General features: G+C 66.0%; 30 protein-coding genes. 14 read left to right on the forward strand and 16 right to left on the reverse strand.

The genetic code is table 11. From position 1 onward, the window contains the following. Positions 1-49: 49 nt before the first annotated feature. The 4 genes from ubaA to leuS form a co-directional block, all read right to left on the reverse strand. On the reverse strand, positions 50-862 hold the full coding sequence (gene ubaA, locus RJT37_RS05625) for an SAMP-activating enzyme E1 (protein WP_313688504.1): 813 nt from the start codon (positions 860-862) through the stop codon (positions 50-52). Positions 863-945: 83 nt separating this feature from the next. After that, on the reverse strand, positions 946-1,377 hold the full coding sequence (locus tag RJT37_RS05630) for a hypothetical protein (RefSeq protein ID WP_313688506.1): 432 nt from the start codon (positions 1,375-1,377) through the stop codon (positions 946-948). Between the two features lie 181 nt (positions 1,378-1,558). Beyond that, a complete protein-coding gene (locus tag RJT37_RS05635; RefSeq protein ID WP_313688508.1) occupies positions 1,559-1,852 on the reverse strand; it encodes a MarR family transcriptional regulator in 294 nt (97 codons plus the stop codon). Positions 1,853-2,021: 169 nt separating this feature from the next. Next, entirely contained in the window at positions 2,022-4,901 is a 2,880-nt protein-coding gene (gene leuS / locus RJT37_RS05640) for a leucine--tRNA ligase (protein WP_313688510.1), read from the reverse strand. A 144-nt stretch (positions 4,902-5,045) separates the two neighbouring features. Here leuS and RJT37_RS05645 point away from each other — a divergent pair, with 144 nt between their 5' ends. The 4 genes from RJT37_RS05645 to RJT37_RS05660 all read left to right on the forward strand — a co-directional run bounded on the left by RJT37_RS05645 (position 5,046) and on the right by RJT37_RS05660 (position 7,462). After that, on the forward strand, positions 5,046-5,921 hold the full coding sequence (locus RJT37_RS05645) for a TIGR01548 family HAD-type hydrolase (protein WP_313688512.1): 876 nt from the start codon (positions 5,046-5,048) through the stop codon (positions 5,919-5,921). Positions 5,922-5,935: 14 nt separating this feature from the next. Further along, positions 5,936-6,145, forward strand: a complete 210-nt coding sequence (locus RJT37_RS05650; RefSeq protein WP_313688514.1) for a hypothetical protein — start codon at positions 5,936-5,938, stop codon at positions 6,143-6,145. A 162-nt stretch (positions 6,146-6,307) separates the two neighbouring features. Next, entirely contained in the window at positions 6,308-6,976 is a 669-nt protein-coding gene (npdG, locus tag RJT37_RS05655; protein ID WP_313688516.1) for an NADPH-dependent F420 reductase, read from the forward strand. 51 nt (positions 6,977-7,027) lie between these two features. After that, positions 7,028-7,462, forward strand: coding sequence for a hypothetical protein (locus RJT37_RS05660; protein ID WP_313688518.1), 435 nt, complete (start codon positions 7,028-7,030; stop codon positions 7,460-7,462). A 6-nt stretch (positions 7,463-7,468) separates the two neighbouring features. Here RJT37_RS05660 and RJT37_RS05665 read toward each other — a convergent pair whose 3' ends face one another. The 6 genes from RJT37_RS05665 to RJT37_RS05690 form a co-directional block, all read right to left on the reverse strand. Further along, the gene (locus RJT37_RS05665) at positions 7,469-7,870 is read right to left on the reverse strand and encodes a hypothetical protein (protein ID WP_313688520.1); all 402 of its coding nucleotides are present in this window, start codon (positions 7,868-7,870) and stop codon (positions 7,469-7,471) included. Then, positions 7,867-8,145, reverse strand: coding sequence for an AbrB/MazE/SpoVT family DNA-binding domain-containing protein (locus RJT37_RS05670; RefSeq protein WP_313688522.1), 279 nt, complete (start codon positions 8,143-8,145; stop codon positions 7,867-7,869). Before RJT37_RS05670 ends, RJT37_RS05665 begins: the two co-directional genes overlap by 4 nt. A gap of 453 nt (positions 8,146-8,598) precedes the next feature. Further along, on the reverse strand, positions 8,599-8,901 hold the full coding sequence (gene hisE, locus RJT37_RS05675) for a phosphoribosyl-ATP diphosphatase (RefSeq protein ID WP_313688524.1): 303 nt from the start codon (positions 8,899-8,901) through the stop codon (positions 8,599-8,601). Between the two features lie 69 nt (positions 8,902-8,970). After that, complete coding sequence (locus RJT37_RS05680) at positions 8,971-10,848, reverse strand: PINc/VapC family ATPase (protein WP_313688526.1); 1,878 nt, start codon at positions 10,846-10,848, stop codon at positions 8,971-8,973. Positions 10,849-11,013: 165 nt separating this feature from the next. Continuing rightward, positions 11,014-12,771, reverse strand: coding sequence for a methyl-accepting chemotaxis protein (locus RJT37_RS05685; protein WP_313688528.1), 1,758 nt, complete (start codon positions 12,769-12,771; stop codon positions 11,014-11,016). Positions 12,772-13,139: 368 nt separating this feature from the next. Further along, on the reverse strand, positions 13,140-13,397 hold the full coding sequence (locus RJT37_RS05690) for an HAH_0734 family protein (RefSeq protein WP_311173147.1): 258 nt from the start codon (positions 13,395-13,397) through the stop codon (positions 13,140-13,142). Between the two features lie 140 nt (positions 13,398-13,537). Here RJT37_RS05690 and RJT37_RS05695 point away from each other — a divergent pair, with 140 nt between their 5' ends. The 5 genes from RJT37_RS05695 to RJT37_RS05715 are packed head-to-tail and all read left to right on the forward strand — an operon-like array spanning position 13,538 to position 15,803. After that, positions 13,538-13,819, forward strand: a complete 282-nt coding sequence (locus tag RJT37_RS05695) for a 50S ribosomal protein L44e (RefSeq protein WP_188786109.1) — start codon at positions 13,538-13,540, stop codon at positions 13,817-13,819. Between the two features lie 2 nt (positions 13,820-13,821). After that, positions 13,822-14,007, forward strand: a complete 186-nt coding sequence (locus RJT37_RS05700; protein ID WP_313688532.1) for a 30S ribosomal protein S27e — start codon at positions 13,822-13,824, stop codon at positions 14,005-14,007. Between the two features lie 24 nt (positions 14,008-14,031). Further along, positions 14,032-14,835, forward strand: coding sequence for a translation initiation factor IF-2 subunit alpha (locus RJT37_RS05705; protein ID WP_313688534.1), 804 nt, complete (start codon positions 14,032-14,034; stop codon positions 14,833-14,835). 22 nt (positions 14,836-14,857) lie between these two features. After that, complete coding sequence (locus tag RJT37_RS05710) at positions 14,858-15,040, forward strand: RNA-protein complex protein Nop10 (RefSeq protein WP_313688535.1); 183 nt, start codon at positions 14,858-14,860, stop codon at positions 15,038-15,040. 4 nt (positions 15,041-15,044) lie between these two features. Continuing rightward, on the forward strand, positions 15,045-15,803 hold the full coding sequence (locus RJT37_RS05715; protein ID WP_313688537.1) for a proteasome assembly chaperone family protein: 759 nt from the start codon (positions 15,045-15,047) through the stop codon (positions 15,801-15,803). Between the two features lie 78 nt (positions 15,804-15,881). Here RJT37_RS05715 and RJT37_RS05720 read toward each other — a convergent pair whose 3' ends face one another. From RJT37_RS05720 to RJT37_RS05730, 3 genes are all read right to left on the reverse strand, one after another. Next, positions 15,882-17,090, reverse strand: coding sequence for an RNA-guided endonuclease InsQ/TnpB family protein (locus RJT37_RS05720; RefSeq protein ID WP_313688539.1), 1,209 nt, complete (start codon positions 17,088-17,090; stop codon positions 15,882-15,884). Positions 17,091-17,318: 228 nt separating this feature from the next. Further along, complete coding sequence (locus RJT37_RS05725) at positions 17,319-18,218, reverse strand: PhzF family phenazine biosynthesis protein (RefSeq protein WP_313688541.1); 900 nt, start codon at positions 18,216-18,218, stop codon at positions 17,319-17,321. 81 nt (positions 18,219-18,299) lie between these two features. Beyond that, the gene (locus RJT37_RS05730; protein WP_313688542.1) at positions 18,300-18,941 is read right to left on the reverse strand and encodes a metal-dependent hydrolase; all 642 of its coding nucleotides are present in this window, start codon (positions 18,939-18,941) and stop codon (positions 18,300-18,302) included. Positions 18,942-19,140: 199 nt separating this feature from the next. Between RJT37_RS05730 and RJT37_RS05735 the strand changes: the two genes are divergently transcribed. Then, positions 19,141-19,686: a zinc finger domain-containing protein gene (locus RJT37_RS05735; protein WP_313688544.1), complete on the forward strand. Its 546-nt coding sequence runs from the start codon at positions 19,141-19,143 to the stop codon at positions 19,684-19,686. 21 nt (positions 19,687-19,707) lie between these two features. On the opposite strand, the gene RJT37_RS05740 is transcribed toward RJT37_RS05735, so the two are convergent. Both RJT37_RS05740 and RJT37_RS05745 read right to left on the reverse strand, forming a co-directional pair. Continuing rightward, positions 19,708-20,721, reverse strand: a complete 1,014-nt coding sequence (locus RJT37_RS05740; protein ID WP_313688546.1) for a disk-shape morphogenesis protein volactin — start codon at positions 20,719-20,721, stop codon at positions 19,708-19,710. An 86-nt stretch (positions 20,722-20,807) separates the two neighbouring features. Further along, positions 20,808-21,689 carry a cell division protein CdpA domain-containing protein gene (locus tag RJT37_RS05745; protein ID WP_313688547.1) on the reverse strand — a complete coding sequence of 294 codons (882 nt, stop codon included), beginning with the start codon at positions 21,687-21,689 and terminating at the stop codon, positions 20,808-20,810. Positions 21,690-21,779: 90 nt separating this feature from the next. Here RJT37_RS05745 and RJT37_RS05750 point away from each other — a divergent pair, with 90 nt between their 5' ends. Together RJT37_RS05750 and RJT37_RS05755 are read left to right on the forward strand one after the other, a co-directional pair. Then, positions 21,780-22,436, forward strand: a complete 657-nt coding sequence (locus tag RJT37_RS05750) for a potassium channel family protein (protein ID WP_313688549.1) — start codon at positions 21,780-21,782, stop codon at positions 22,434-22,436. 337 nt (positions 22,437-22,773) lie between these two features. Further along, positions 22,774-23,379, forward strand: coding sequence for a DUF7384 family protein (locus tag RJT37_RS05755; RefSeq protein WP_390209111.1), 606 nt, complete (start codon positions 22,774-22,776; stop codon positions 23,377-23,379). A gap of 90 nt (positions 23,380-23,469) precedes the next feature. On the opposite strand, the gene RJT37_RS05760 is transcribed toward RJT37_RS05755, so the two are convergent. Continuing rightward, complete coding sequence (locus tag RJT37_RS05760) at positions 23,470-24,060, reverse strand: 50S ribosomal protein L15e (RefSeq protein ID WP_313688551.1); 591 nt, start codon at positions 24,058-24,060, stop codon at positions 23,470-23,472. Positions 24,061-24,284: 224 nt separating this feature from the next. On the opposite strand from RJT37_RS05760, the gene RJT37_RS05765 reads away from it, so the two are divergent. Next, on the forward strand, positions 24,285-24,599 hold the full coding sequence (locus tag RJT37_RS05765) for an EMC6-like membrane protein (protein ID WP_311173160.1): 315 nt from the start codon (positions 24,285-24,287) through the stop codon (positions 24,597-24,599). A 3-nt stretch (positions 24,600-24,602) separates the two neighbouring features. Beyond that, a complete protein-coding gene (locus RJT37_RS05770) occupies positions 24,603-26,432 on the forward strand; it encodes a ribosome biogenesis/translation initiation ATPase RLI (RefSeq protein ID WP_313688553.1) in 1,830 nt (609 codons plus the stop codon). Positions 26,433-26,493: the final 61 nt, after the last annotated feature.

A 26,493-nucleotide genomic window follows, 5' to 3' on the forward strand; every position in this document is an offset into this window, starting at 1 on the left:
ATCACCCCCGGCGACGGCGCTCAGCCCTAAGAAGAGAGAGTACTCAGTATCAGTCGGCGCCGATCGCACACACCGCGCTGTACTCGACGTCGTCGATCGAGTCGATCGGGTCGTCGCCGCAGACCGGACACTCGGGATTCTGCTGATACGGCACCGTCTCGAAGGTCAGATCCATCGCGTCGTAGAAGAGCAGCCGGCCCTCCAGCCGCTCGCCCGCGTCCAAAACGAGTTTCACGGCCTCCGTCGCCTGGATGCAGCCAACCGTCCCCGGGAGGACGCCGAGAACGCCCGTCGTGGCACAGTCCGGGACCGTCCCCGGTTCAGGCGCTTCGGGGAAGAGACACCGGTAACACGGGCCACCGGGGACGAGCGTCGTCAGCTGCCCCTCGAACTTGTAGATCGACCCGTGGGCGATCGGGATCCCCTGGAGCCGACAGAAGTCGTTCAGCAGATACCGGGTCGGGAAGTTGTCGGAGGCATCGACGACGACGTCGTGTCCGGGGACGACATCTGCGACGTTCTCCTTCGAGAGTCGCGTCTCGTAGGTCTCGACGGTCACGTCGGGGTTCAGATCTGCGACGAACTCCGCGGCGCTTTCGACCTTCGGCCGCCCGATGTCGCCGTCGCCGTGGATGATCTGCCGCTGGAGGTTGCTCCGCTCGACGACGTCGTCGTCGACGATCCCGAGCCTGCCGACGCCAGCGGCCGCGAGATACTGGATGACGGGCGAGCCCAACCCGCCGGCACCGACGACGAGGACCGCCGAGTCCAACAGGCGTTTCTGTCCCTCGGGCCCGACGTCGTCCATAATGATGTGTCTGGAGTAACGGTCCAACTGCGTGGAGTCGAGTGAGAGTGACATAGTCGTTCTCTAGTCCGGACCGGGATAACTTCTCCTGCGCCGGCAGCCTTCCCGGAAGCGATATCCGGACTGTTCCGGGGGACCTACTCGAACCGTTCCAGCTCAATCCCGTCGCGATACTCGTCGAACCCGGCGTTCAACTCCGATTTGATCGCCTCGCGCTCGGCGTCAGTGAGTTGCCGTTTCTCCTGGGCGGCCAACACCGCCCGCGCGAGGAGTTCGTTGTTCATCCGCATCGAGGGGTTCGCGAAGTTGTTCGAGAGATCCTGCCGGTCGCGGGACATCTGGTTCCAGACGCCGCCCTCCGTGTAGAGGTACGTGAAGACCACCGTCCCGGCGAGGGTTACGCCGATCAACGGCCACGCATACTCGCCGTGGCCGTACTGTCGGAGCGTCAGCGTCGCCGTCGAGAGTCCAGTCATCCCAAGCATCGCCAGTCGGACCATCCCGGAGACACCGTCGATCCGGGCTAGCCACCGGGCAGCCAGCCTGACCCACCAGCGTTCTGCGGTCATATCCCGGTGTTCACGGTCGCAACTGATTACTCGTGCGGATCGACCGCCGTTGGGTGAGAAATGAGAGATTCCGCGAACGGCCCTGCACCCCGCTCCTCAGTGCGTCCTAGTGGTTAGAAGCGCGACTCGACAGCCCGAAAACTGCGGGAACGCCGGCCTACCGGCCGATCGGCCGAGGCCGTCACTCGGCGCAGCAGGCTTCCGCCTCGTCGCCCTCGCTCTCTGCGGGGTGGGTGTCCGGCGCGGCGTCGGTGAGCTGATAGAGGTTCTGTCGTGCGTCCGCGAAGTAAACGTCCTCGTCGACGACGTCGATCCCTTCGAGCCGTTCGAGCGCGTACCGGACCGTCCGAGCCGAAAGCATCGACTCCTGGACGATCCCCTTCTGGGTCAGGGGACCGTTGTATTCGAGCACCTTGAAGACCAACTTCGCACTCGGTGGGAGGTCGCCGAGACTCTCCTGTTTTGCCTCTGCCATTGTCACGTTTGAGATGTCGAACGGTGATAAACCTTCGTGAGTCGGGTCGCGGGCGGGGGCAACCGACGCTCGAACTGCGGCCGGAAAGGGCTGATTCGCCCCGTCGGCATCGGATTCTGAGTCGGCTGTTTCTGGATCGACTCGGGATCCAGACCGGGAATGGAGTTGGCTACGCCGCTTCGAGTTCGATCGACGGCCGGAACGGCACGGCGCCCTGCTCGTCGGCGTCGTCGCCCTCGCGTTCGACGACGATCTCGGCGTCGAACTCGCTGCTGAGAAAGTCCGCAGCTCGCTCGTATGCGTCTCGTTCGTCGATATCTGCCAGCGCCGCGAGTTCGTCGTCGCGGCCGCGGGCGAACTCGATCAGTTCGGAGACGAGGTCGTTGACGGCGTCCCCGCGCTCGCGGAGGTCGGGATCCTGCATCACCTCGCTCATCACCTGGCCCTGATCGGTGCCGACCTCGGCGACCGTGCCGAACACCTCGTGTTTCCAGTCGGCGGCGACGGTGATCCGGACCCGGTCGGGGTCGGCCTCGGGCACGTCCTCCTCGGCGTTCCGCAGGGACTGCTGGATCCCCTGGATGTCGTCGACGAGACGCTCGACCTGCGTTTCGGCGGCCTCGATTCCGGGATCGAGCAGATCCTCGTCGACTTCGGGCCACGGCGCGTCCTCGGCGGGCGTCCCAGTCAACTCCTCGTGGAGTTCGTTCGTGAGGAACGGCACGAACGGCGCGAGCAGCCGAAGCCGGGTTTCGAGGGTCTTCCGGAGCGTCCAGCGGGCGGCCGGCCGTGAGCGGTCCGTGCGGCGGCGGTACCACCGCAGGTCCTCCTCGAAGTCGTAGAAGGCGGCCTGACTCGCCGTCCGGGTCTCGGAGCCCTCCATCGCCTCGGTGACTTCGTCGACGGTGTGCTGGAGACGCGAGAGGAGCCAGCGGTCCGCCGTTGCGAGTTCTGGCTGCTCGTCCGGGCCGGGATTTTCGATGACGTCCGAGGCCCGGTTCCAGAAGCGCTCGAGCTGGTTCCGGACGGCGCCGACCTGCTCGGCGCGCCAGTCGTAGTCCTGCCACGGCTCCGCGGAGTTGAGCAGGAAGAAGCGCACCGTGTCGGCGCCGTACTCCTCGATCGCCGCGCCGGGGAGGACGACGTGGCCCTTCGAGGAGGACATCTTCTGGCCTTCCAGGAGGCCCATCCCCATAATCACGATCCCCTCGGGCCACTCGTCGGGGTCGAACAGCTCCGCGTGGTGGAACAGATAGAAGGTGAGGTGATTCGAGATGAGGTCGTTCGCGGAGAAGCGATAGGTGACCGGATACCAGTACTGCCACTCCTCGCGGAGTTCGAGCGCCCGCTCGTCTGGGTCGTCGACGGCGTCGGTGCCGTAGAACAGCGCGTCGAAGAAGTCCCGATCGAGGTCCTCGACGGGGATCTCCTGCAGACGGTGGGCGATGGTGTAGTAGGCCATATAGATCGTCGAGTCCGACAGCGGTTCGATGACGAACTCGTCGTCCCACGGGAGCCGAGTGCCCAGCCCGTAGTTCCGGATACAGGGCCACTCGTTCAGCCAGTCGATGGTGTGATCGTACTCCCCGCGGGTGTTCTCCGGGATCGCCTCCATCCGCGCGACGGCGTCGTGGGCCTTCTGCTTCCATTCCTCGTCGTTGTAACGCAGGAACCAGGTGTCCTGCTCGGCGACGACGACGTCGCCGCCGCAGCGGCAGACGACCTCCTCGGAGAACTCCTGCATCGTCCCGAAGGCGCCGGACTCCCGGTGGGCGTCGCGGAACTTTCCGCGGACGTCCTCGACGACCTCGCCGGCGAACTCGCCGTACTCCTCGTTGAGTCGGCCGCTGTGGAACTCGCTGTTGTACAGTTCCCGGGTGACTTCCTCGAGTTCGGGGTCGACGCTGGAGTCGATCCCGGCGTCCTCGACCGCTGTCTTCGCCGGAATCTCCCCATAGCCCTCGACCGAGAGGATCGGCACCGGTTCGATCGCGTCGACCTCAGCGGGATCGATCCCGTATTCGGCCAGCCGCTCGTCGTCGGCTTTCGCCTCCTGCAGCGCGATGTAGTCGTCCGGGGAGTGCGCTGGCACGGACATCACGACCCCGGTCGCGTTCTCGGCGTCGACGAACTCGGCGGGCAGGACGAGCACGTCGTCACCGGTGATGGGGTTGGTGACCCGCTCGCCGACCAGGTGTTCGCCGGAGACAGTGCGTTTCGGCACCACGTCCCGGCCCTGAAGCTGGAGTTTCTCGATCGCCGGAGCTGAGACGAACCACTCCTCGTCGTCGACGTCGGCGATCACGTAGTCGGCGTCGGGGTCGATGTAGGCGTTCGTCACGCCGCGGACCGTCTCGGGGCGGAGCGTCGCCATCGGGACGATCGTGTCGCCGTGCCCGAAGCGGATCAGCGTGTACTCCTGGAACTCGGCCTCCTCGCCCTCCAGCAGATCGTGAGTGGTGACCGGCTGTTCCTCGTTGGTGCAGTACTTGACGGGGTGCAGGCCCTTCTCCAGCAGGCCGCGGTCTCTGAGTGTCTCGTACTGCCAGGTGATGAACTGCGAGTACCGGTCGTCGTTCGTGGTGAACTCCCGGCGCCAGTCGATCGAGAGCCCGAGGTCCTGCATCCCCTTTTTGTAGTGGTCCTCGATGAAGTGGTGGGCGTAACCCATCGGCGTCTCCAGGTCTTCGAGAGTGTCCTCGGCGACGTTGTAGGTGTCTCTGAGAACTGACAGCTGGCCTTCCTCGCGCTTTTTCAGCCGCTCGACCGCGCCGATGATCGGCGTGCCGGTGACGTGCCAGGCGATCGGGAACAGGACGTTGTCGCCGCGCTGGCGGCGGTACCGGGCGTAGACGTCGGGGACGGTGTACGTCCGGGCGTGACCGATGTGCATCCCGCCGCTGGGGTAGGGGTAGGGGACGGTGATGAACGTCGGGTCCTCCTCGGCGTCGCCGCCGCCCGCCGCGTCGGCGGGATCGGCCTCGTAGCGACCCTCGTCGGCCCACCGCTCGCGCCACCGGCGTTCGAGTTCCTGCGGGTCGTAGTCCATATCTACCCTCTGGCGATCCCACGGTAAAATATCTCCTAACTCGGTCCAGCCCGACAGCCGCTCACGCGCGGTGTGTCGACATCCCGCCGCACCGCGGCGCGCCGAAAGGACAACGCTAAGGCCGGCCGCCGGCCCGCTACGAGTATGCACGCAGACGCGGTCGTGCTCGACATCGACGGGGTGCTCCTCGACGTCGCCGACTCCTACCGGCGCGCGATCGTGGAGTCCGTCGAGCGGCTGTACGACCGGACGATCGACCGCGACGACGTCCAGCGCTTCAAGGATGCGGGCGGCTTCAACAACGACTGGGACGTCACGTACGCGGCGGCACTGTACGTCCTCGTCGACGAGCGCGAGCCCATCGCGCTGTCGACGTTCACCGACGGGATCGCAGCAGAGGCGAACGGTGGCCTCGACGCCGCCGAGTCGGTCGCGGCCGACCATCTCGACGACGATGATCTCGCGGCCGTGCGCGAAGCCTGGGACCGCGAGCGACTCCGCGAGGTCTTCCAGGCGCTGTATCTCGGCACCGACCTCTACCGGGAACTGGAAGGCGGCGAGCCACCGTTCGAGGCGCCGGGATACATCCACGACGAACCAGTGTTGGTCGACTCCGAGACGCTCGACCGGTTGCAGTCGAACGCCGCCGTGGGGGTACTCACGGGGCGGCCGGCCGCAGAGGCCGACATTGCGCTCGATCGCGTCGGGCTCTCGGTTCCCGACGAGCACCGCTTCACGATGGACGACTGGACGGAAGGCAAGCCCAGCCCCGAGGCGCTGACGACGCTCGCCGACCGCTTCGACGCCGAGACGGTCGTCTTCGCGGGCGACACCCTCGACGACGTGAAGACCGCGGTCAACGCTGCGGCAGCCGATCCCGGACGGATGTACCACGGCGTCGGCGTCCTGACTGGCGGCCTGACGGGCGAGTCCGGCCGTGAGGCGTACAAGTCTGTCGGCGCGACCGCCGTGGTCGAGTCCGTGAACGACCTCCCGTCGCTGGTGTTCGAAGCGGAGTGAGGAACGGAGATCCAATGGTTGACGCAGCCGGGAGCGACGTCCGGTCGAACTTCCTCCGCTTCGTGGCCGTCGTGCTCGTCGTTGACGCGCTCGGGCTGGGGTTGTGGCAGTTGCTGCCGCCGGAAACGTCGATCCGGACCGCTATCCTCTTGGGGACGCTCGTCCTCGCGCCGCTCCTCGGATTCCTGGTAGTGTACGTTCCGGCTGCGGCCGACGGGGCGTAGCGAACCGTAGCGGGCGAGAGACGCCGGCGCTGGTGGGAGCAACCGTCTCGGCCCACTCACTCGCGCCGAAGGGCAGTCGTCGCCGCGGGCGGGAGACTTCTGACACCGGAAGACGTCCCCGCTCACGCAACCCTTTACCGCGTCGCTTCCCCACGCTCGCCTATGCGAATCGCACTCCTTGGCGGAACTGGTGAGGTCGGCGAGGGCCTGGCCCTCCGGTGGGGATATCACACTGACCACGACGTCGTGATCGGTTCCCGGGACCCGGACGACGCACACGCGGCGGCCGACGAGTACGCGGCGACGCTTTCGGCGCACGGTCGCGAGCGGAAGCTCACCGGCTTCCGGAACGGGATGGCGGCCGACCGCGCCGACATCGTCGTGCTCGCGGTGCCCCCGTACCACGTCGCCGACACCGTCGAGTCGGTCGCCGACTCTCTCGACGGCGACGACGTGCTCGTCACGCCCGCCGCGGGGATGCAGCGGGACGAAGACGGCTTCCACGCCCACCTGCCGGGCGCCGGCAGCGTGACCGAACTCGTCGCCGACGCGGCGCCCGAACCCGTCCCGGTCGTGGGCGCGTTCCACAACCTCGCGGCCGGTCGGCTCGCCGACCTCGACAGGGAGCTCGGTATCGACACGCTGCTCGTCGGCGACGACCCGGCCGCGAAGGACCGCGTCGCGGGCCTCGCCGAGGACATCGACGGCCTCCGCGCGCTCGACGCCGGCGGGCTGGCGAACGCCGCTGAGGTGGAGTCGCTGACGCCGCTTCTGATCAACGTCGCACAGCACAACGACGGCCTGTCGGATCTCGGGGTGTCGTTCCGGTAGGTCGGGAATCGACGGGCGCATTCTTCTGACGGGACCGCGAACGTCCCGCTGATGGCGAGTGACTCGAACGACCGACCGCTCGCGCTGTGGCTCCTGATCGCGCTTTTAACTGTTCTCGGCGTGCGGGGGCTCCTCGGCGGCGGCCAGTTCCTGCTCGCGCCGTCGGGGTCGATCATCGGCGTGTCGACGGCGGTGCTGGCGCCGACGCCGGTCGACGACTTCCTGCTCCCGGGCGTGTTCCTGTTTGTCGCGCTGGGCATCCTCCCGCTCGCCGTCGCCACCGGACTGTCCGACGGTCGCTCGTGGGCCCGACGCGGAGCCGTCGGCGTCGCACTCCTGCTCGGAGTGTGGGCGATCGTGGAGGGGTTCGTCCTCGGGTTCGGCGAGCGACTGCAGTACGTCAATCTCGTCCAGTCGGTGGCTATGCTCGTGCTTGCGGTTTCGCCGTCGGTGCGCGAGTCGTACGCGGCGGTCGAAGGAACGTAAGCTATCTCACCGCCACACTGTCTTCTCGCCAGTGAATTCCTCGTCGTTCGTGAGGATCGCCTCGGTGCCGCGCACCCGGTGGGTCGCGATGAGCAGTGCGTCGTGCAGCGTGTAGTGGTCGATGAGACTTCCGAACACGGCGAGGTCCTGCTCGTCCGTAGAGGCAATCTGTACGGGACCGTCGTTCACGAGTCCTCGAAGCACCGCGTTCGGTGTCGTGTCGACCTCGATCCCGGCGATCTTCCTTTTGTTGACCGCCGTCCAGATGGCTTCGCTCACGGCAACCGTCGGCGCTTCGATCACGTCGACGCCCTGCTCGGCCTGCTCGAAAATCTCGTCTGCGGCTGGAGGGAGCCGATCGACGAGATACCGGGCCATCGCCACGCCGTCGACGGTGTACCGGGTCACGGTTGCCACTCCGTGCGTCGCTTCTCGCGGATCTCGACTTCCATCTCCTCGGCCATTTCCTCTCGCTTCTCCTCGGAGATGTCGTCGTCGACGAGCATCCCGCGACCAGCCGATTGGGTCGCCTTCCGTACCCTGATGCCGTCCTCAGTCTTCTCCCAGCGGACTTCATCACCTTCCTCGAGACCAAACTCTTCGCGGAGTTGTTTCGGGATGGTCACCTGCCCTTTCCGCGTGATACGGGTCGTCTCGCTCTCGGTGTCGCTCCCGGTACTCATACTCGGTACTACGGGCCGTAGTACCTAAGGATTGTCCCCGTTGACCACCGCCGCCGGGAGTGAACCTGCGTGAAGTACCTCGGGGACAAACCCCGAGGCTTCACCGTTTTGTCTGTGTCGTCCAGAAACGGACGGACAGACGCAGGCGAATTTAATTCCCCTCGGCCTCCTCGAAACGGGTCGGTTGAAATTAACACCCGAACGCCCGGTGCGTCCGTGAGGGTCGGCGACTCCACCTCGCCCGACAACACCCGTCGCACCACGCCTTCGGCGTGGGTTTTGAGAGGTGTCGCATTTCTCTGCAACTGCGCGCAGTTGCTTCGGATTAAGGTCTTTAACCCACGTCGCAACTGTGCTATAAGATACGGTAGCTTATGTCATAATCGTGTCTGTTTCACCCTCGGGGTCAAGCCCCGAGGCACTCACCTTGTCCCGCCGGTAGATCGAGGGCGCTCAGAACCGATTTCGCAGTTCCACTTGGAGGTCCTCCAGCGTGGCTTCTTCCATCGCCAGCAACACGAGCAGGTGGTAGACGAGATCCGCGCTCTCGGCCAACAGTTCGTCTCGGTCGTCGTCTTTCGCCGCGAGGATCGCCTCGGTCGTCTCCTCGCCGAGTTTCTCCAGGACGGCGTTTTTGCCCTTCTCGTGGGTGAAAAGCGAGGCCGTATACGAGTCGGCCGGCAGCGTCTCCTTGCGCTCTTCGATCGTCGCGAACAGCTCGTCGAAGACCTCCTCTGGGGGCGTGTCTGTGTCCATACCGTCCCCAATGTGGGTCGGGAAAAGAATCGTCCGGTTCCGCGGTACGGGCGCCCCCAACTGTGCCGATCAGGCCGGATGGACCGTGATCCGCTGGCTACGGTCGATCGCCGCTTCGAGTTCGTCGGCGATGGCGCTCCCGCGTGAAACCTGGATGTCGCCGCCGCGGCCGACCGTCGCGGTGAACAGATACTCCCCGCCGGCGCGGATCTCGACGGTCTCGCCGACGTGTTCGTCCAGCCGGATGACGACGTGCCGGGAGGTCACCTCCGGCGTGACGGCGATGCCCTCGGCGGCGTCGCTGCCGGGGTTCCCGGACGGGCCCGACCCGCCGCCCGTCGATCCGCCGGCCGACGCCCCGCCACGATCGGGTTTTTCGTCGTGCGTCCGGACGTCGATGTCGATGCCGAGGCGGTCCTCGACGTCGGAGATGCGCCCGCCGCCCTTGCCGATGACGTAGGAGATGTCGTCCTCCTCGACGTAGACGACCGCGGTGTTCTGGCTCTTGAGTTCGACCTCGACGTGGCCGCGGGCGATCGAGCGGATCTCGCGTTCGATCTCCTGGCGGGCGAGGCGGTCGACGCCGGTCTCCTCGCTCTCGCCGTCGCCGAGGGGGACGGTGACGACCTGGCGGTTGAACGTGTAGATCTCGAATTCCGGCCGGCCGGTCTCGAAGTCCGCAACCTGGATGACCGGCCGCGCGAGGTCCTCGGCGGTGAGCCCCTCGGGGACTTTCACCTCGGTCGTGACGTCGTAGACGGTGTCGACGCGGCCGTCCTCGATGTAGACGACGGTGTCGACGACCTGCGGGATCATCCCGAGTTCGACGCGGCCGACGAGCCGCTGGAGCGCGTCGATCGCCCGGGTGGCGTGGACGACGCCGACCATCCCGACGCCGGCTAAGCGCATATCCGCGAAGACGCCGAAGTCGTCGGTCTTCCGCACCTCGTCGTAGATGGTGTAGTCCGGCCGGACCAAAAGCAAAGAGTCGGCGGTCTTCGCCATCTCGCCGCCGAGGGCGGTGTACTGGGTGATGTCCGGGCCGACCTGCAGGTCGCGGGGCTTCTCCATCGTCTTGACCGCGAAGTCGCTGTCGGTGAGGAACTCCGCGACCGCCTGCGCGAACGTCGACTTTCCGGCCCCGGGTGCCCCGGAGATAAGGACGCCGCGCTGCCGTTCGGTCAGGCGGTCTTTGAGTTCGTCGGCGTACTCGTATTCTTCCAGATCGGTCTTGACGATCGGCCGCACGGCGGTGATCTCGATACCGTCGGCGAAGGGTGGCCGGGCGACCGCGATCCGGTAGTCGCGGAACTGGACGATACTCATCCCCGGTTCGGAGAGTTCCAGGAAGCCGTCGGGACTGGAGCGAGCGGTGTTCTCGATGTCGTCGGCCCACTCTTTCATCGTGGCTTCGTCGGTCGCCTCCTCGCGGATCGTCTCGTAGCGCATCTCGCCGATGGCGCCGCGTTTGGCCTTCGGCTTCGTCCCGGTCTTGAGGTGGACCGACATCGTCGTCTCGTCGAAGAAGTCCTCGATGACGAGTTCGCCGGAGCCCCGGACGCGCGGTTCGACGTACTCGACGTCGATCCCCTTCGCCTTCGCGACCTCCGCCTGCACGACGTCGCTAGTCAGGAGTGTTCCGCCCTCCTCCTCGGCGATCTCGCGGATCAGCGCGTCGATGTCGCCCTCGTGGGCGCCGGTGGACTCGCTGGGCTTCGTCCGCCGGCCGACGTACCGGACGTCGACGGCCCCCGAATCGGCGAGTTCGGCGAGCTTCTGGAGCTCTTCGAGCCCCTCCCAGCCCGTGTCGATCCCGTCGTTGGCCTGCGATTCGAGTTCGCCGACGACGGCCTCGGGGACCAGCACCGACACCTCCTCGTCGTCCGACGCCACCCGCTCGGACACGCGGCCGTCGATGACCGCGCTCGTGTCCGGCACTAGTTGCATACCCGGAGATTCGACCGGCGGACGGATAAGGATATAGACTGCCGACGGCTGATACCGTCGGACACACCTGTTTCACGCGATCTGTCACCCGGTGAGAGAGTTCTGTACGGATCGTGTCTAGCAGATCCGCCCCTGACCGGGGCTAGGAGACGAGAGTAATCAGTATCAGTCGTCCGAGGAGGCGGGCTTCGGATCCGCCCCGGCGTCGGTGCCGAACTCGAACTCGCTGTCCGCTGCGACGGGATCGGCTGCGTCGTCGCCGCCGGCTGCGTCGCCGTCGCCGCCCGCCGCTTCTCGTGTCGTTCCCGACGCGCTCCCGTCGCCGTCGATAACCTCGAAGGAGCCGACCAGGTCGTCGAGGCCGGTCGCGCGATCGGCGAGCGAGGCCGCCTGCGATTCGAGTTCGTGGAGGGACTCGGACTGCTCGGCGGCGTCGTCGGCGGCGGCGCTGGTCTGCCCGGCGGTCTCCTCGGAGATGTTCGCGACCTCGTCGACGCGCGCGGAGACGTCCTGGGAGGACTGCGCCTGCTGGTCGGTCGCATCGCTGACCTCCCGGACGCTGGCGTCGATGTCCTCGACGTCGTCGACGATCGACTCGAACTCCGAGATGGCGCGCTCGACGGTGTCGACGCTGGATTCGACCTGCTCGTCGGTCTCGCGGACGGTCTCGAGGGTCTCCTCGGAGCGTGCGGTGACCTCCTCGATCAGTTCGGAGACCTCGTCGGCGGACTCGCGGGTGTCCTCCGCCAGCGACTTGACTTCGCGGGCGACGACGCCGAACCCGTCCCCGGCGTCGCCCGCGTGGGCCGCCTCGATCGAGGCGTTGATCGCGAGCAGGTCGGTCTGGGAGCCGATCTCGTCGATGAACTCCGCGATCTCGTCGATCTCCTCGATCAACGCGGCCAGTTCCTCGACCGCCGTCGCCGTCTCGTCGATCTGTTCCTCGACGGCGTCGAGTTCGTCCATCGCCGTCGTCGCGACGTCGCGGCCGTCCCGCCCCCGCTCGGCGGCTCGTTCGGCCGTCCCGGCGACCTCGTCGGCGGAGGCGGCAATCTCCTCGACGGTGGCCGAAAGCGTCGACAGTTCGGAGGCGACCGTCTGGAGGTGTTCGGTCTGGTCTTCGGCGCCCTCCTCGATCTCGTCGACCGCGGCCGCGACCGCCTCGCTCGACTCGGTCGCCCGCTGGACGTTTCGCTGGGCCTCCTCGCTCATCGCCGCGACCTCGTCGGCGAACTCCTTGACGTCCGCAATCGTCGCAGAGAGAGTGCGGACGAACTCGTTGTACGACCGTGCTACCTCCCCGTAGCGGTCGTCTTCGGCGGCGAGTTCCTCCGCGGGAACGAGTGCCGTCAGATCTCCGCTCCGGGCACGCTCGGTGGCCTCGCCGAAGGCGTCGACGAGCCGCTGGAGCGCGCGGGTGTGCGCCGTGAGATCCGTCGCCATCCGATCCAGGGAATCCCCGAACTCCCCCGGCATCCTCTCGTCGAGGACCGAATCGTCGAAGTCGCGGTCGGCCATCGCCGTCGCCTGTGCGGCGACGAGTTCGAGGTGCTCGTGCATCTCGTTGAAGTCGGCGACGAGCCGTGCGACTTCGTCTTCCCTGTCGCTCGTCGGCGGCGACGACGAGAGATCGCCGGCTGCGACTGCCGCCGCCGACGTCGAAAGGTCCTCGATCGGTTCGACGATGTCGCGACGGAAGATCAAGAGCGTGTTGAGGAACGCGACGAACGCGCCGACGAGGAAAAACGCCGACAGCGCCGTCTGGATCTGCCCGCTGACGACCCACGGGAGGGCTACCTGAGCGACGGACACCCCGAACTGGATCCCGATCGCGGCGAGGACCTTTCGGCTGACGGATTTGGTGACGCCGAGGAGGTCCATCGACCACCACAGGAGCCGTTCGTACGTTTCGAGCAGCTTCATACACTCGTTCGATCGACCGGCCAAATAAGTCCATCCTCGCGAATACAACAAATGATAACTGAAACAGCCGTAAATCGACCGATAGCAAGCTCTTCAGCCCACGATATCGGTGCTGATAGACGGTCGCCCGATAATTCTCGTTTCTATCGGCCGCTGAGCGATGAGGTCGGAGAAGCAGGCTTCCCAGAGCGATGGATGCCGAAGCAGTAGGTTTCCCAGAGCGATGAGGGTCGAAGTGGCGGGCTACCCGAAGGGTGTCGTGTCCGGCCTCGGTTGCCACGACCGGAGCCGATTCTGCAGTCCGCGTTCGGAAACGACCCTCTGAATTGGGTTCCGAAACGACCCTCTGAACCGCGTTCGGAAACGACCTACGAGCCGCGTTTGGAGATGACCGTGATCGCCTCCGCGTCGACGGCGACGACGTCCAGGAAGTGCGGGACGAACTCGCGTTTCTCGAAGGTCTCCCGTTCGTCCTCGGTTCCGACCGTACACCACAGTTGCGGCCGGTCGGCGCCGTGGTAGTCGCTCTGTCTGTCGATCCCGAAACAGACGAGTTCCTCGCCGTCGACTTCGATCGTCGCGCCCCGACCGATGCCCGGGTCCCCGCGGATGATGACCTTCTTCATACCCCGTCGTTGGCCCAGTCGGGGCTTAATCGCTTCGGAGACGCGTCGCGACGGGACCCCGCCGAACCCCCGTTTCGCGGTCGGTGCGAACCAAACGGGTTTTAACCGCCGATATCGAATGGCGCACAAGGTCGATATCTATGGAAATGCCACGCCGATTCAACACGTACTGCCCGAACTGCGACGGGCACCACGAACACGAGGTCGAGAAGGTCCGAACGGGTCGGTCGACCGGAATGAAGTGGAACGCACGCCAGACCCGCCGCGGGAAGGCCGTCATCGGGAACGCCGGGAAGTTCTCGAAGGTCCCCGGTGGCGACAAGCCGACGAAGAAGACGCACCTGAAGTACATCTGCTCGGACTGCGGGAAAGCCCACATGCGCGAGGGATGGCGCGCCGGTCGCCTCCGCTTCCAGGAGTAACGATGGCAGGAAACTTCTACCGCGTGCGGTGTGCGGACTGCGACAACGAACAGGTGCTGTTCGGCAAGGCGTCGACGACGGTCAACTGTGCGGTCTGTGGCACGACGCTCGCGACGCCGACCGGCGGCGACGCCGACATTCACGGCGAGGTTCTCGAGACGGTCGAACGCCGCTCGGCCGAGGCGTAACTCCCCTTTCGGAGGTTCCAATATATGAAGTACAGCGGATGGCCCGAGTCGGGCGAACTCGTCGTCGGCGAGGTCGACGAGATCACCGACTTCGGGGTCTTCGTCGATCTCGACGAGTACGAGAACAAACGCGGCCTCTGTCACATCAGCGAGGTCGCGAGCGGGTGGATCAAGAACGTCCGCGACCACGTCCGCGAGGGACAGACGGTCGTCGCGAAGGTGCTCGACGTCGACGAAAGCGCCCAGCAGATCGACCTCTCGATCAAGGACGTCAACGAGCACCAGCGCAAAGAGAAGATTCAGGAGTGGAAAAACCAACAGAAGGCCGACAACTGGATGGAGATCGCCTTCGGCGAGGATATCGACGACGAGCGCTACAGCGCCATCGCCAACGCGATCCTCGCGGACTTCGAGACGCTCTATGACGGCTTCGAGACGGCCGCGATCCACGGCACCGACGCCCTCGAGGACGTCGACCTCGACGACGAGGAGGTCGACGCCATCGTCCAGACGGCCCGGCAGAACGTCTCCGTCCCGTACGTGAACGTCACGGGCTACGTCGACCTCCGGTGTCCGACCGGCGACGGCGTCGACCGGATCAAGGAGGCGCTGCAGGCGGCCGAAGGCGACGACGACGAGGTTCCCGAGGAGATCGACCTCGAGGTCACCTACGTCGGCGCTCCGGAGTACCGCATCCGCGTCCAGGCGCCCGACTACAAGACCGCCGAGGACGCCCTCGAATCGGCTGCCGGGCGGGCGAAAACGCGGATCGAAACCGACGGCGGCACCGCCGAGTACCACCGCGAGCGACGCGAAGACGAGGAGTAGTTCTTTCTCCCGACCTGTTCCGATGAAATCCGACATCCGCGTCTGTTCGGATTGGTCTGACTCCCACGACCGGCCGGTCTACACCCTCGGGTCGACGTGCCCCGAGTGTGGCGCGGACACCGAAAACTCCGCGCCCGCGCCGTTCGACCCCGAGGACGCCTACGGCGAGTACCGACGCGCTCTTAAACGCCGCGTCCGCGAGTGAGGGTATGGAACATATCGAGATCGAGACGCTCGCGGAGCCGCCGCTCCGCGATCCGGCGCTCGTCGAGGGGCTCCCCGGCGTCGGACACGTCGGCAAGTTGGCTGCAGAGCATCTCTTAGAGGAGTTCGACTCCGACCTCGTCGCACGGGTCTACGCCGACGAGTTCCCCCCGCAGGTCGGCGTCGACGACGACGGCGTCGCCTCGCTGGCGTGCGCGGAGTTCCACGCCGTCGACGCGGGCGACCGCGACCTCGTGGTTTTGACCGGCGACCACCAGGCACAGTCCCACTCGGGACACTACCACATCACGGACGCGTTCCTCGACGTCGCCGACTCCTTCGACGTCGAGGACGTGTACGCGCTCGGCGGCGTCCCGACCGGCGAACTCGTCGAGGAACCCGACGTGCTCGGCGCCGTCAGCGACGCCGACGACATCGACGCACTGGCGGACGCCGGCGTCTCGTTCCGCGAGGGCGAACCCGCGGGCGGTATCGTCGGCGTGAGCGGTCTGTTGCTCGGCCTCGGCGGCCGACGAGGCTTCTCGTCGGTCTGTCTGATGGGCGAGACGAGCGGGTACCTCGTCGATCCGACCAGCGCGCAGGCGGTGCTGGAGGTGCTCGAAACCGTCGTCGGCTTCACCGTCGACTACGACACCCTCGAAGAGCGCGCCGAGGAGATGAAAGAGGTCGCCGAGAAGATCCAGGAGATGCAGAACCAACAGAGCGGGATGCCGACCGACGACGACCTGCGGTACATCGGGTAAACTACCCTCCCCTACTTCGCTCGGGGTCTACGGACCCGCTCGCTCGTTGAGGGAAGGGCTTTCGCGTGGACTCCCGTTCTATGCCTCGGATGAGGCGGGAGGGTTGTACTCCCCACTCACGTTCAGCGTCCCGCGATTCAAGCGCACGTCTACGGGTGCGCCTCCGTCGTCTGCGTTTTGCCGACGACGGAGATACTGCAAACCGATGTTTTTCGCCGCGTTGTAGTCCGCGTGGTTCTGATAGCCGCAGTCCTGACACTCGAACTCGTCACCGTCACGGTTGTCGTCGTGGGTAAATCCACACGTCGAACATCGTTTCGACGTGTTCCGTGGGCCTACTTGGACGGCTTCGATACCCTGTTCGGGCCCTTTGTACGCGACGTACTCGTAGAGGCGACGGAACGCCCACAGATGCTGCCACGACGCCTGTGGGATGTTCTCACGAATGTCTGTCAAGTCCTCGAACACGATCTGCGAACACTCGTGTTCGACAGCTTCGGACACGATCTCGGTAGCGACACGATGCAGGAATATCTCGAAGCGGCCGTCCTCCTTGCGCTCGACGCCTGCTATCGCGTCGTGTGCCGCCCGCGTCCCGCACTGTTGGAGGTCGCCGCGCCGCTTTTCGTACTCGCGTTTCCAGTGGTTGAACTCGTCTGCCGACCAGAACCGTCCGGTCGAAGCGACCGCGAGGTTGTTTACACCGAGGTCGACACCGAGGACTGTTCTGTGCTCGGTCGTGGTGTCGGTGTCGTCGTCCTCTTTGAGCATTGATGCGTGGAGATACCACTCGCCGTCACGTCGATGGAGTGTTGCCCGCCGAAACTCGTAGTCCTCGTTGGCGATATACTTCGTCGGCGGCTTCTCGGCGTCATCGGGCAGGATGTAGTCGCATTCGATACGCCCATCCACGGTTGACAGCGAAACGTGATCACGGTGGAACGTGGCGCTTCGCTTGTCGTAGATCGCGGTATCAGCTGTAAACGTCGGACGAGACGTGTCTTGGTCGTTTTTGAGGCGTTCGACGCCGCTTTTGACAGCTTCGACGGCTTGGCGAATCCCCTTCTGGACGAGGTTTGCGGTCAATCCTGTCTCTTCGCGGAGCTGGTCGTAGAGACCACGTTCGGCTTTGGCTTTCGAGGTGACGTGGTACCCGTCGTCTCCGTGCCAGCACCACTCGCTCGCGGTGTTGGAACAGTATTTGAACTGCTCGATAGTCTCTTGAAGGTGTACATCCGCACCTTCCGGTGTATCGAGCTTGATTACGGCGGTTCGACGGTACCCCACTGTGCTTTCACATATATATTCAAAGTTACTTAAAATTTGGAGTGACAAGCAATAGTTTAGCGGCTGGTCAGTGGCGAGTCGGCTTCCTCCCCACCCTACTCGCTTGTGCTTCCGCCGGAGCCGGAAGCCCAGCGCTCCTTGAGGGAGGGGCCTCCGCCTCTAGTTAGGTGAGCGGGTCGCCTGGGGCCCCTCGATCGCTGTTTTCTCGCGATCAACGGCGGCGACAGCCTACACCTCGATGATGTCGTCGTCCTCGTCCGGCGGGACCGTCAGCCGGCCGTCGAGCGACGTCACCGCGCGGCCGCCGACCCGAACGTTCGCACCGACCTGGACGCGAACAGTCCCCGGTCGATCGAGGAAGTATCCCTGCTCCAGCTGTAGTTCGTCGGGGAACTCGTCGAACGCGCCCACCTCGCGCAGGTACGCGCCGCAGGCGCCGCTTGCAGTCCCTGTGACCGGATCTTCGGGGATCCCGACGCCGGGCGCGAACGCACGGCCGTGCAGCGTCGAGTCGGCGTCGAGTGCGTCGAAGGTGAACGCGTAGATCCCCGCCGCGTCGACCTCCTCGGCGAGCGCCGCGATGGCTTCCTGATCGGGATCGGCGCCGCCGAGGTGCTCTAAGAAGTTCACCGGGACGAACAGGAACGGCAGCCCCGTCGAGGCCACCGCCGTCGGGATGTCGGCGCCGACGTCTTCGAGCGCGGCGGGGTCGATCCCCAGTGCGTCGCCGAGACGGTCGTAGTCGACCGTGACCCGCTCGACCCGGGGATTGTTCTGCGTCATCCAGACGACGCCGTCCGGTTCGACTTCGACGTCGAGGACGCCCACCTCGGTCTCGACTGTGTGGTCGCCGGACTCGATCGTCCCGGTCTCGTGGAGGTGCGCGTGCGTTGCGATCGTCGCGTGCCCGCAGAGATCGACCTCCTGGGTCGGCGAAAAGAACCGGAGCCGCCGGTCGGCGGTTTCGGAGGGAAGCACGAACGCCGTCTCGCTGACGGCGAGTTCGCGGGCGATCGCCCGCATCTGGTCGGTCGAGAGATCGTCCGCCGTCGGCACGACGCCGGCCGCGTTACCGGCGAGCGGATCGGCGGTGAAAGCGTCGACGAGCAACACGCGTCGGGTGTCCATACGAATCCCGACGGGGGCGCGGGTGAAAAATCCCGTCCGCCTGCGGCTTCGCACTGCTGGTGACTTCGCGCCCTCGCCGTGCTATCGGAAGTCCTCGACGAACCGGGCCGGCAGCCGAGTGACGACGGACGCGGGCAGCGCGTCGACGATCACCTGGGTGACGATCACCATCGGCTTCCGCAGCAGGACGTATACCGCCGAAATCCCGACCGCCGCGAGCACTCCCGTCTGGACCGATCCGTCGTAGACGGCGATCGCGGGCAGGGCGAAGGCGACGGCGACGAGGAGGTCCTCGGGCGCGCCGTCGTAGCGGACCCAGCGTCGCGGGCGGAGCCAGCGCCGGTGGTAGTGGCTGTACACCGCTCGTTCGGAGTTGCCGAGCCACGGCTTCAGTTCGAGGCCGCCACCGAGGGCGTCCATCCCCGAGTGGACGGCTGCGGCCGAAAGAAACAGCGCGACGGAGATGACGATCAGCGCAGCAGCGGGGACGAACGCGGTCGCGGCGACCGCGACGAAGACGGCCGCGGCGGCGGCGACGCTGAAGTACACCGGAAAGTGCAGCGTCCGGCGGTGGCCCGCATAGAGGTCGAAGTCCGGGAACAGGCCGCCGAGGGCTGCGGCAGCGATGGGGATCACTGACGTTCCGGCCGCGCTCTCCGGAAAGAGCACGCCGAGGAGCGTCGCGAGTGCCACGCCTGCGAGGGCGTGCGTGGTGGCCATCATACCGCACAAATACGCGCACCGAGCGTAAGACCGTTCCGCGTGTCGTGTTGACACGTTTCGTTGATTCCGGACTGGCCGCTTTTCCGGTCTCTACGGGGCTACAGCGTCGATTATTGCTGTCTGTCGTACGACAATCGCGGGTTCTGGTTCGGTACCCGTGCGGCGATAAGACAATACGGCTGTGTGCGAAGGTCTACGTATGGACTGTCCTCGGTGTGGCAGAACGCTCGCCAGGATCTCCCTGAACGAGGGCCGTGAGACCGTCTACTGTGAGCACTGCCGGTACGCAAACGTCGAGTCGGACCACACACGACCGCAGGAGAACACGGAGACGTGGGACGACGCCCTCGCGCGGTTCTACGCCACGGTAGCCCACGACGGGGAGGGCGAGGAAATCGATGACGGGGAGGGCGACGGGAGCGACGACGGGGATGCCAACGAGACCGAAGACGGGGATGCTGAGGAAACCGAAGACGGGGGAGACGCCGGCGAGACCGACGACGGGGATGCCAACGAGCCCGAAGACGGGGGAGACACCGGCGAGACCGACGATAGGGGCGGACAAGCGGCATCTGCCGACGGAGACGGAGCGGTGGCTGCTGAGCCTGAAAGCGACGAGACGACGGCCGACGAGTCCGGCGAGGGGGAGGAAACCGGCCGCGGAAGCGAGACATATTCGGCTGCGGCCACCGAGAGCGGTGCTGGCGACCCCGACAGCGACGACGGGGCTGGAAGTTCCGGCTGATCGACCGGTCCCGCCTCTGGGTTACTCCTCGGCGGGGCCTGGGGCCGGACTGCCGGACTCCTCTTCGGAGCGTGCGGCGACGAGTGCGCCGCGCGCGACGCTGTAGAGCGGATCGTCGACGCTGCGCACGTCGCTGATAGTGAACGGGATGTCGATGTCCTCGAAGTGCTGGGCGAAGAGGTCCTCGAAGCCGTCGGGGCTTGAGGTGCCGCCGGTCACCACCACGGGGACGTCGAGGTCCTCCTCGATGTCCTCCTCGTCGACCTCCGCGGAGATCTGCTCGATCACGTAGTCGAGCAGGTTCTCGTAGTAGATCGAGAGAGCGCCCTCGACGCCGCCGACGTCGGTGGTGAAATCGAGCGTGAAGTCGTCTTCTTTGATCGAGGTCACCTTGTCGACCGGCGTGCCAGTCGCCTGTGCGGCCTGCCGGTCGATCCAGTCGCCGCCGCGGGCGATCGAGAACTTCATCACCGGCACGGCGTAGTACGCCAGACAGACGTTCGTCATCCCTGCGCCGAAGGAGACGCCAAGCCCGGTGAAGTTGTTGTCCGACAGTTCGCTGTAGATCACGGCCATCCCTTCGTTGATCGGCTCCGGATCGAACCCGGTCTCCGCCAGCATCGATTCGAGGGTTTTCTGATGATACAGCGTCGAGAGATCCGAGTCGATCGGATCTGCCGGCGAGGAGAAGAACAGTTTCTCGTCGGACTCTTCGGGCTCGCCGATCACCTGCTCGGTGATCAGTTTGATCATCGGGATCGCAGAGGCCTCGTCGCTGGAGAGGATCCCCTGCTCCATCGGCCGCCGGGTCTCCTTGTTGAAGATGTTCGCGAAGTTGAGGGCGTCGTCACCGACGACGTACACCTTGTCGTCCTTTCGGATGTGGAGGACCTCACTCCGGGACAGCATCTGTTCTGCCATATCGCTGTACTCGATCTCGACGAACGAGTTGCGCTGCTGGACGAACTTCGTTCCATTCCCCTCCGGCTTGGAGGAGATGATATTCATCGTGCCGACATCTAGTCCCTTTGCCATACCCGTACGTCTGAAGGCATAGATAAAAATCTTCAGTGCGGATACACCCTGTCCGGTTTTTCCTCGCCCGGCCGTCACCCCCGGCCTCACCGGAACAGAGAGCGGACTCTGTCGACCAGTCCCTCCTCCTCGCGCTCGTCGCGTTCTTCCTGCACCGCCCGGAGTTCGGCGAGGGCGTTTGCCTGCTCGTCGGTGCCGGAGCCGCTTTCGACCTTCCGATCCCCCCCCTGGAGCCCGCGGAGCCCCTCGACGGCGTCGTCGACGCTTCCCCCGCGGGTCTCCTTCGCGCCGACGTCGGCCCCCTCGGGCCGGTCGAAGTCGTCTTCGTCGGGCGTCGTGAGCGTGATCGAGCGGTTGTTGTCCCGTTCGACGCCGCCCCAGTTGATCTCGGCGCCCGACATCGCCTCGTCGATGTCTGCCTGCACCTGGGCGTCGGTTACGTCCGCCTCTGCGTCCGATTCGCTGTCTGCGTCTTCCCCGTCCAGTTTCCGCTGTGCGATCTGTCGTCCGGTCCGCTCGGCGTGATAGCTCGACAGCGCTGTGCCGGCGGTCGCAACGACGATTACCGCGCCGAGCGCGTAGAGGCCGACGACCTCACTGCTGTAGGTGTACCACGCCTGCGGGTACACCTGCCTGAACCGCGCGGTCGCGACGACGCAGGCGGCCAGCCCGGCCGCGCCGATGGCGTCGACGCGACGCGAGACCGGCAACAGGACCGTGACGCCGAGCAGGACCGTCGGCACGCCGCCCGCGCCGGTCGTCACCGCCCACTCCCGCAGCACGTATTTGAACGGTTCGCCCGCCGGGTAGGTCGTGCTCCACAGGAACGTCGCGATCGAGACGACCACCAGACCGACGCCGGCAAAAAAGAGGCCGAACCCCGCGTAGACGGCGCTGCTGTCGGTCACCGGGCCGATGAACCGCCGGTGCCACTCGTGCAGGACCGATTCGGGTCCGTCTTGCTCCATATGTACCCAGACCGGCACGAGCAGCAAATAGTTTCGCCCGGAGACCGGGCCGGCGCACGCTTTTGTACCCCGAGTGTGTTACGTTGACGTATGTCGTTTATCATCGTCGGATACGGGCGGGTCGGCGCGCGGACCGCCCGGATCCTCCACGAGGAGGGCCATCCGGTCGTCGTCGTCGAGAACGATCCCGAGAAGGCCGACCGAGCCCGCGAAGCGGGTTTCGAGGTCGTCGAGGGCGACGGCAGCAACGAGTCGGTGCTGAAACGGGCGGGCGTCGTGGACGCGGTCGCAGTCGGCGGGCTCACCGGCGATCCGAACACGAACTTCGCCGCCTGTATGATCGGCAAGCAGTTCGGCTGCCGCGTGGCGATGCGGATCAGCGAGGATTACCGCGAGGAGATCTACGAGCAGTACGAGGAGGACGTCGACGAGGTGATCTACCCCGAGCGGCTCGGGGCCGCGGGCGCGAAGACGGCGCTGCTCGGCGGGAGTTTCAGCGCGATCGACGAACTGACCGAAAGGCTCCGACTCACGACGGTCGCGATCCCGGAGGGTGCTCCGGTGGTCGGACAGAAGGTCAACGAGATCGACCTCGGCGACTTCGGCCGGATCTACGCTCACGGCCGCCGTGGCGAGTCGATGACGATCCCGCTACCGGGGACGGTCGTCGAGCCAAAAGATCGCATCGCCCTCGTCGTCGAACACGACGGGCTCGAACGGGCGAAGACGGCACTACTGGGCGCGTAGCGGGCTCTTTTGTGGCCGGCCGCGCAGCTCCTTGACTTTCTCTGGACGAGCATCGAGCGACCAGTGATCGGGAAAACCGCTGGGTGCGCCGTCGGGGGACGACGACGCCTGCCCACCGGGGTGCAACGTCCGCGTGCCGGGCGCGCGTGTGGGAGGATGGGAACTGATTGAGGCCGTCGGCGCGCGCCCAGTCGTTTGGTCTTCCGAGCCACACTTAAAACTGCGTCAGACGGGGGGCAGACTTCCGGGCTGCGGAACCGGCAGACGTCGCGGAGATTTCGCCCGAATTGGCAGTGGAACGCGAGGATACTTGGGTGTGGGAGACACTTCCGGACGTATGGACTCGTGGCGGCGACTCTTCGATCGTGCCGACGGCTGGGACGTCGACGAAGCGGACGTGTCGGCGGCACTTTCCACCGTTCGCGACGACCGACCAGCGGCGTCCGACGCCGCAGAGGAGCGGTCGGCGCCACCGGTCGATTCGGGGCCCGCCCGCGTTGTCGCCGACGCCGACGTCCTCGCGGCGGACCTGCTTGTCGGTGGCGACGCCCGGCGTGCGCTCGATCCGCTCCGCTCGCACTCCTGGACGACGCTCCTTTCGAGCGAGCGCCTGCTGTCCGACGCCGAGGCGGTGATTGCCGACCTCACGGATCCCGATCTGGCGAGGGACTGGCGCGAACGCGCCGCTGCGTGGGTCGATCTCGTTTCCCACCCCGCGGGCGATCATCCGGCGCTGGCTACCGCCTACCGCGGGGGGGCGATGCATCTGCTTTCCTTCGACGACCGGCTGCTCTCCGCGAAGGCGGGGGCGACGCTCGGGAGTCGGCTGTCCGTCAGCGCGCGGCACCCCCGCGCCTTCGCGACGCTGTTCGACGCCGAGAGCCTCTACCGGGAGGTCGTCGGCGGGGAGTACCCCGGGGCCGATCGTGACCCGCGGGAGTGACCGCCGGACGCTGTCGAGGGCAGTCGCTGGACAGTAGTGCGCGAAAGAAATGCGGTATCTCGCAGCGGGTGGCCGCCGCGCCTGCTGTCGCTATTTGCCGCGATTCCGTCCGGACGACACGCTCGGTCGCGTGTGCTCGGCACCTTTGCCGCGGTTCTGGAGGCCGCGGTTCGATCGGCCGGCGTTGGTCAGGCCGCGGAAGGCGCGGCCCTTGTGGTCGTCGCTGCAGATCCAGTTGAGGTCGTCGTCGTTCTCGATCGCGGGGTGCTCGGGATCGACGAGGATCACTTCGTGCCACTTCTGGGAGCCGTCCTCCCCGACCCAGTAGGAGGCGAGCGTCCGCAGGTTCGGGTACTTGCGGGCGGCGCGCTCCTCGGCGATGCGCTGGATGCTCTTGCGGCGACCGATGCGGTTGACGCCCTGCCGCTTGCTGCGGCGGCCGGCGGTAAAGCGCTGCTTCCGGGCCCCGCCCTTGCGGACGGAGACGCGCGCAACGACGATGCCCTGCTTGGCCTTGTAGCCGAGTTCGCGGGCCTTGTCGAGGCGCGTCGGTCGGTCGATGCGGACGATGGCGCCCTGATCGCGCCACTCCTGCTTTCGCTGCCACTGCAACTCGGCGACTTTCCCGTCGCCGGGCTGCTTCCACGCGTCCTTGATGTGTGAGTAGAAGCTTCGTGCCATAGGTTCACCACGGGCGCTTGCGATTCGGGCGACGTTCGACGCCGACCCACATTTCGTCCCGATCCCTCGGGTGCCCGCTGGCGTCCCGTCCGACCAGCGAGTTACCGCTACTTCCGTCGTGGCGGTTTTAACCACTTCGAATGCGACCCGCCACGAGCGCGACGGTTCGGACTCCCCATCGGCGGAACGAACGGCTTTTGACGCCGGGTGTCGGAAGCGTAGGTATGGCTACGGAATCGCAGGGCGGGCTCTCCGATCACCTCCGGGGAGTCACGGTCACCACGCTCGCCTGCCTCGCCGGCATCGCCGCCGCGCTGGCGTCGGCCAGGTTCGTCGGGACCGATGTCGCCGCCGCGGCGAGCCAGCAGTCGCTTCTGCTCGTCGGGGCGCTGATCCTCGCGCAGTTCCCGATTCTGCGCGTCGTCGGCATCGATATCTCCGAATTCGGCGCCAAGGACTACCTCTACGTGGCGTTTATGACGTTCACGCTGTGGTTCATCACCTTCGGCGTCCTCCTGACTGAAGGAGTCACGGTGTAATCGATGGCGGACGACAGCATCGCGGTCGTCGACCTGGATCGATGCCAGCCCGACCGCTGCAGTTACGAGTGTGCGAACTACTGCCCGCCGAACCGGACGGGGCAGGAGTGTATCGTCACTCGCGGCGAGCACTACGAGGACGACGAACCCTTCGACGGCGACCCCGACCAGATCCGGATCTCCGAGGAGATCTGTCTGGGTGAGACCTGCGGCATCTGCGTCGAGAAGTGCCCGTTCGACGCGATCGAGATCATCAACCTCCCGACCGAACTCGAGGACGACCCGGTCCACCGCTACGGCGAGAACGCCTTCGCGCTGTACGGGCTGCCGGTTCCCGAATCGGGCACCGTCACGGGCATCCTCGGCCCCAACGGGATCGGGAAGACGACAGCCGTCCACGCTCTCGCCGGGGAGATGATCCCCAACCTCGGCGACCACGAGGCGGAGGCGGACTGGGAGACCGTCCTCGACCGATTCCGAGGGACGGAACTGCAGACCTACATCGAGCGGGTGCAGGACGGTGACGTCACTATCGCGCGCAAGCCCCAGTACGTCGACCAGCTGCCGAACCAGTTCGACGGGACGACGAGCGAACTGCTCGCGTCGACCGACGAACGCGGCGCGCTCGACGACTATATCGACCGGCTGGGCATCCGCCCCGTCGTCGACCAGCCGCTGGATACGCTCTCCGGCGGCGAACTGCAGCGAGTCGCGCTCGCGGCCACGCTCGCCCGCGACCGGGACTTCTACTTCCTCGACGAGGTCTCGCCGTACCTCGACATCGGCCAGCGCGTCACCGCGGCGCGGCTGATCCGCGAACTCGCGGAAGACGAAGAGCGCGCGGTGCTGGTGGTCGAACACGACCTCGCCATCCTGGATCTGCTGGCGGACTCGCTGCACGTCGCCTACGGCGAACCCGGGGCGTTCGGCGTCATCACGGACCCGAAGTCCGTCAGAAACGGTATCAACGAGTATCTCACGGGCTATCTCTCCAACGAGAATATGCGGATCCGCCCGGGCGAGATCGAGTTTCAGGAACACGCGCCGCGGGAGACCTCGAAGTCGACGCCACTCGTCGACTACCCGGCGCTTGCGAAGTCCTACGGCGAGGGCGAGTTCTCGCTCGAAGTCGACCCCGGAACGATCTACGAATCCGAGGTACTGGGCGTCGTCGGCCCCAACGGGATCGGGAAGTCGACGCTCGCGAAACTGTTCACGGGCGCGCTCGAACCCGACGAGGGCGACCTCGACTTCGAGCTCGACATCTCGTATAAACCGCAGTACATCGACATCGACCAGCCGATGCGCGTCGACACGTTTCTCTCGTCGATCACCGAGGACTTCGGCACCTCCTACTGGAAGACCGAGGTCGCCCAGCCGCTCCAGCTCGACCGGATTATGGAGCGGAACCTCAACGACCTCTCGGGCGGTGAACGGCAGCGCGTCGCCATCGCGGCGTGTCTCTCCGAGGACGCCGACCTCTACGTGATGGACGAGCCCTCGGCGCACCTCGACGTCGAACAGCGCGTGCAGGCGACCACCGCAATCCGGCGGTACGCCGAGAACCACGACGAGACGGTGCTCGTCATCGACCACGACATCTACATGATCGATCTGCTCGCGGATCGGCTGATGGTGTTCGACGGCGAGCCCTCCGAATACGGCCACGCGACGGCTCCACAGGAGATGCGCGCGGGGATGAACGACTTCCTCGCGGATCTGGACATCACCTTCCGCCGCGACGAGCGGACCAAGCGGCCCCGCATCAACAAGCCGGAGTCACAACTCGACCGCAAGCAGAAGAAGCAGGGCGAATACTACTACGCCCCCTAGCCGTCTGTTTCCGCTCTGGTGACCCACGAGTCCCTCCCCGACCGAAGGCGTGTTAGTGCTG

This window comes from Halobellus marinus (genome assembly GCF_032113415.1).
Lineage (GTDB): Archaea > Halobacteriota > Halobacteria > Halobacteriales > Haloferacaceae > Haloquadratum > Haloquadratum marinus.

Coding starts and splice junctions, on each gene's coding strand:
- ubaA (WP_313688504.1), bottom strand. CDS start 862: ATGTCACTCTCACTCGACTCCACGCAGTTGGACCGTTACTCCAGACAC.
- RJT37_RS05630 (WP_313688506.1), bottom strand. CDS start 1,377: ATGACCGCAGAACGCTGGTGGGTCAGGCTGGCTGCCCGGTGGCTAGCC.
- RJT37_RS05635 (WP_313688508.1), bottom strand. CDS start 1,852: ATGGCAGAGGCAAAACAGGAGAGTCTCGGCGACCTCCCACCGAGTGCG.
- leuS (WP_313688510.1), bottom strand. CDS start 4,901: ATGGACTACGACCCGCAGGAACTCGAACGCCGGTGGCGCGAGCGGTGG.
- RJT37_RS05645 (WP_313688512.1), top strand. CDS start 5,046: ATGCACGCAGACGCGGTCGTGCTCGACATCGACGGGGTGCTCCTCGAC.
- RJT37_RS05650 (WP_313688514.1), top strand. CDS start 5,936: ATGGTTGACGCAGCCGGGAGCGACGTCCGGTCGAACTTCCTCCGCTTC.
- npdG (WP_313688516.1), top strand. CDS start 6,308: ATGCGAATCGCACTCCTTGGCGGAACTGGTGAGGTCGGCGAGGGCCTG.
- RJT37_RS05660 (WP_313688518.1), top strand. CDS start 7,028: ATGGCGAGTGACTCGAACGACCGACCGCTCGCGCTGTGGCTCCTGATC.
- RJT37_RS05670 (WP_313688522.1), bottom strand. CDS start 8,145: ATGAGTACCGGGAGCGACACCGAGAGCGAGACGACCCGTATCACGCGG.
- hisE (WP_313688524.1), bottom strand. CDS start 8,901: ATGGACACAGACACGCCCCCAGAGGAGGTCTTCGACGAGCTGTTCGCG.
- RJT37_RS05680 (WP_313688526.1), bottom strand. CDS start 10,848: ATGCAACTAGTGCCGGACACGAGCGCGGTCATCGACGGCCGCGTGTCC.
- RJT37_RS05685 (WP_313688528.1), bottom strand. CDS start 12,771: ATGAAGCTGCTCGAAACGTACGAACGGCTCCTGTGGTGGTCGATGGAC.
- RJT37_RS05690 (WP_311173147.1), bottom strand. CDS start 13,397: ATGAAGAAGGTCATCATCCGCGGGGACCCGGGCATCGGTCGGGGCGCG.
- RJT37_RS05695 (WP_188786109.1), top strand. CDS start 13,538: ATGGAAATGCCACGCCGATTCAACACGTACTGCCCGAACTGCGACGGG.
- RJT37_RS05700 (WP_313688532.1), top strand. CDS start 13,822: ATGGCAGGAAACTTCTACCGCGTGCGGTGTGCGGACTGCGACAACGAA.
- RJT37_RS05705 (WP_313688534.1), top strand. CDS start 14,032: ATGAAGTACAGCGGATGGCCCGAGTCGGGCGAACTCGTCGTCGGCGAG.
- RJT37_RS05710 (WP_313688535.1), top strand. CDS start 14,858: ATGAAATCCGACATCCGCGTCTGTTCGGATTGGTCTGACTCCCACGAC.
- RJT37_RS05715 (WP_313688537.1), top strand. CDS start 15,045: ATGGAACATATCGAGATCGAGACGCTCGCGGAGCCGCCGCTCCGCGAT.
- RJT37_RS05725 (WP_313688541.1), bottom strand. CDS start 18,218: ATGGACACCCGACGCGTGTTGCTCGTCGACGCTTTCACCGCCGATCCG.
- RJT37_RS05730 (WP_313688542.1), bottom strand. CDS start 18,941: ATGATGGCCACCACGCACGCCCTCGCAGGCGTGGCACTCGCGACGCTC.
- RJT37_RS05735 (WP_313688544.1), top strand. CDS start 19,141: ATGGACTGTCCTCGGTGTGGCAGAACGCTCGCCAGGATCTCCCTGAAC.
- RJT37_RS05740 (WP_313688546.1), bottom strand. CDS start 20,721: ATGGCAAAGGGACTAGATGTCGGCACGATGAATATCATCTCCTCCAAG.
- RJT37_RS05745 (WP_313688547.1), bottom strand. CDS start 21,689: ATGGAGCAAGACGGACCCGAATCGGTCCTGCACGAGTGGCACCGGCGG.
- RJT37_RS05750 (WP_313688549.1), top strand. CDS start 21,780: ATGTCGTTTATCATCGTCGGATACGGGCGGGTCGGCGCGCGGACCGCC.
- RJT37_RS05755 (WP_390209111.1), top strand. CDS start 22,774: ATGGACTCGTGGCGGCGACTCTTCGATCGTGCCGACGGCTGGGACGTC.
- RJT37_RS05760 (WP_313688551.1), bottom strand. CDS start 24,060: ATGGCACGAAGCTTCTACTCACACATCAAGGACGCGTGGAAGCAGCCC.
- RJT37_RS05765 (WP_311173160.1), top strand. CDS start 24,285: ATGGCTACGGAATCGCAGGGCGGGCTCTCCGATCACCTCCGGGGAGTC.
- RJT37_RS05770 (WP_313688553.1), top strand. CDS start 24,603: ATGGCGGACGACAGCATCGCGGTCGTCGACCTGGATCGATGCCAGCCC.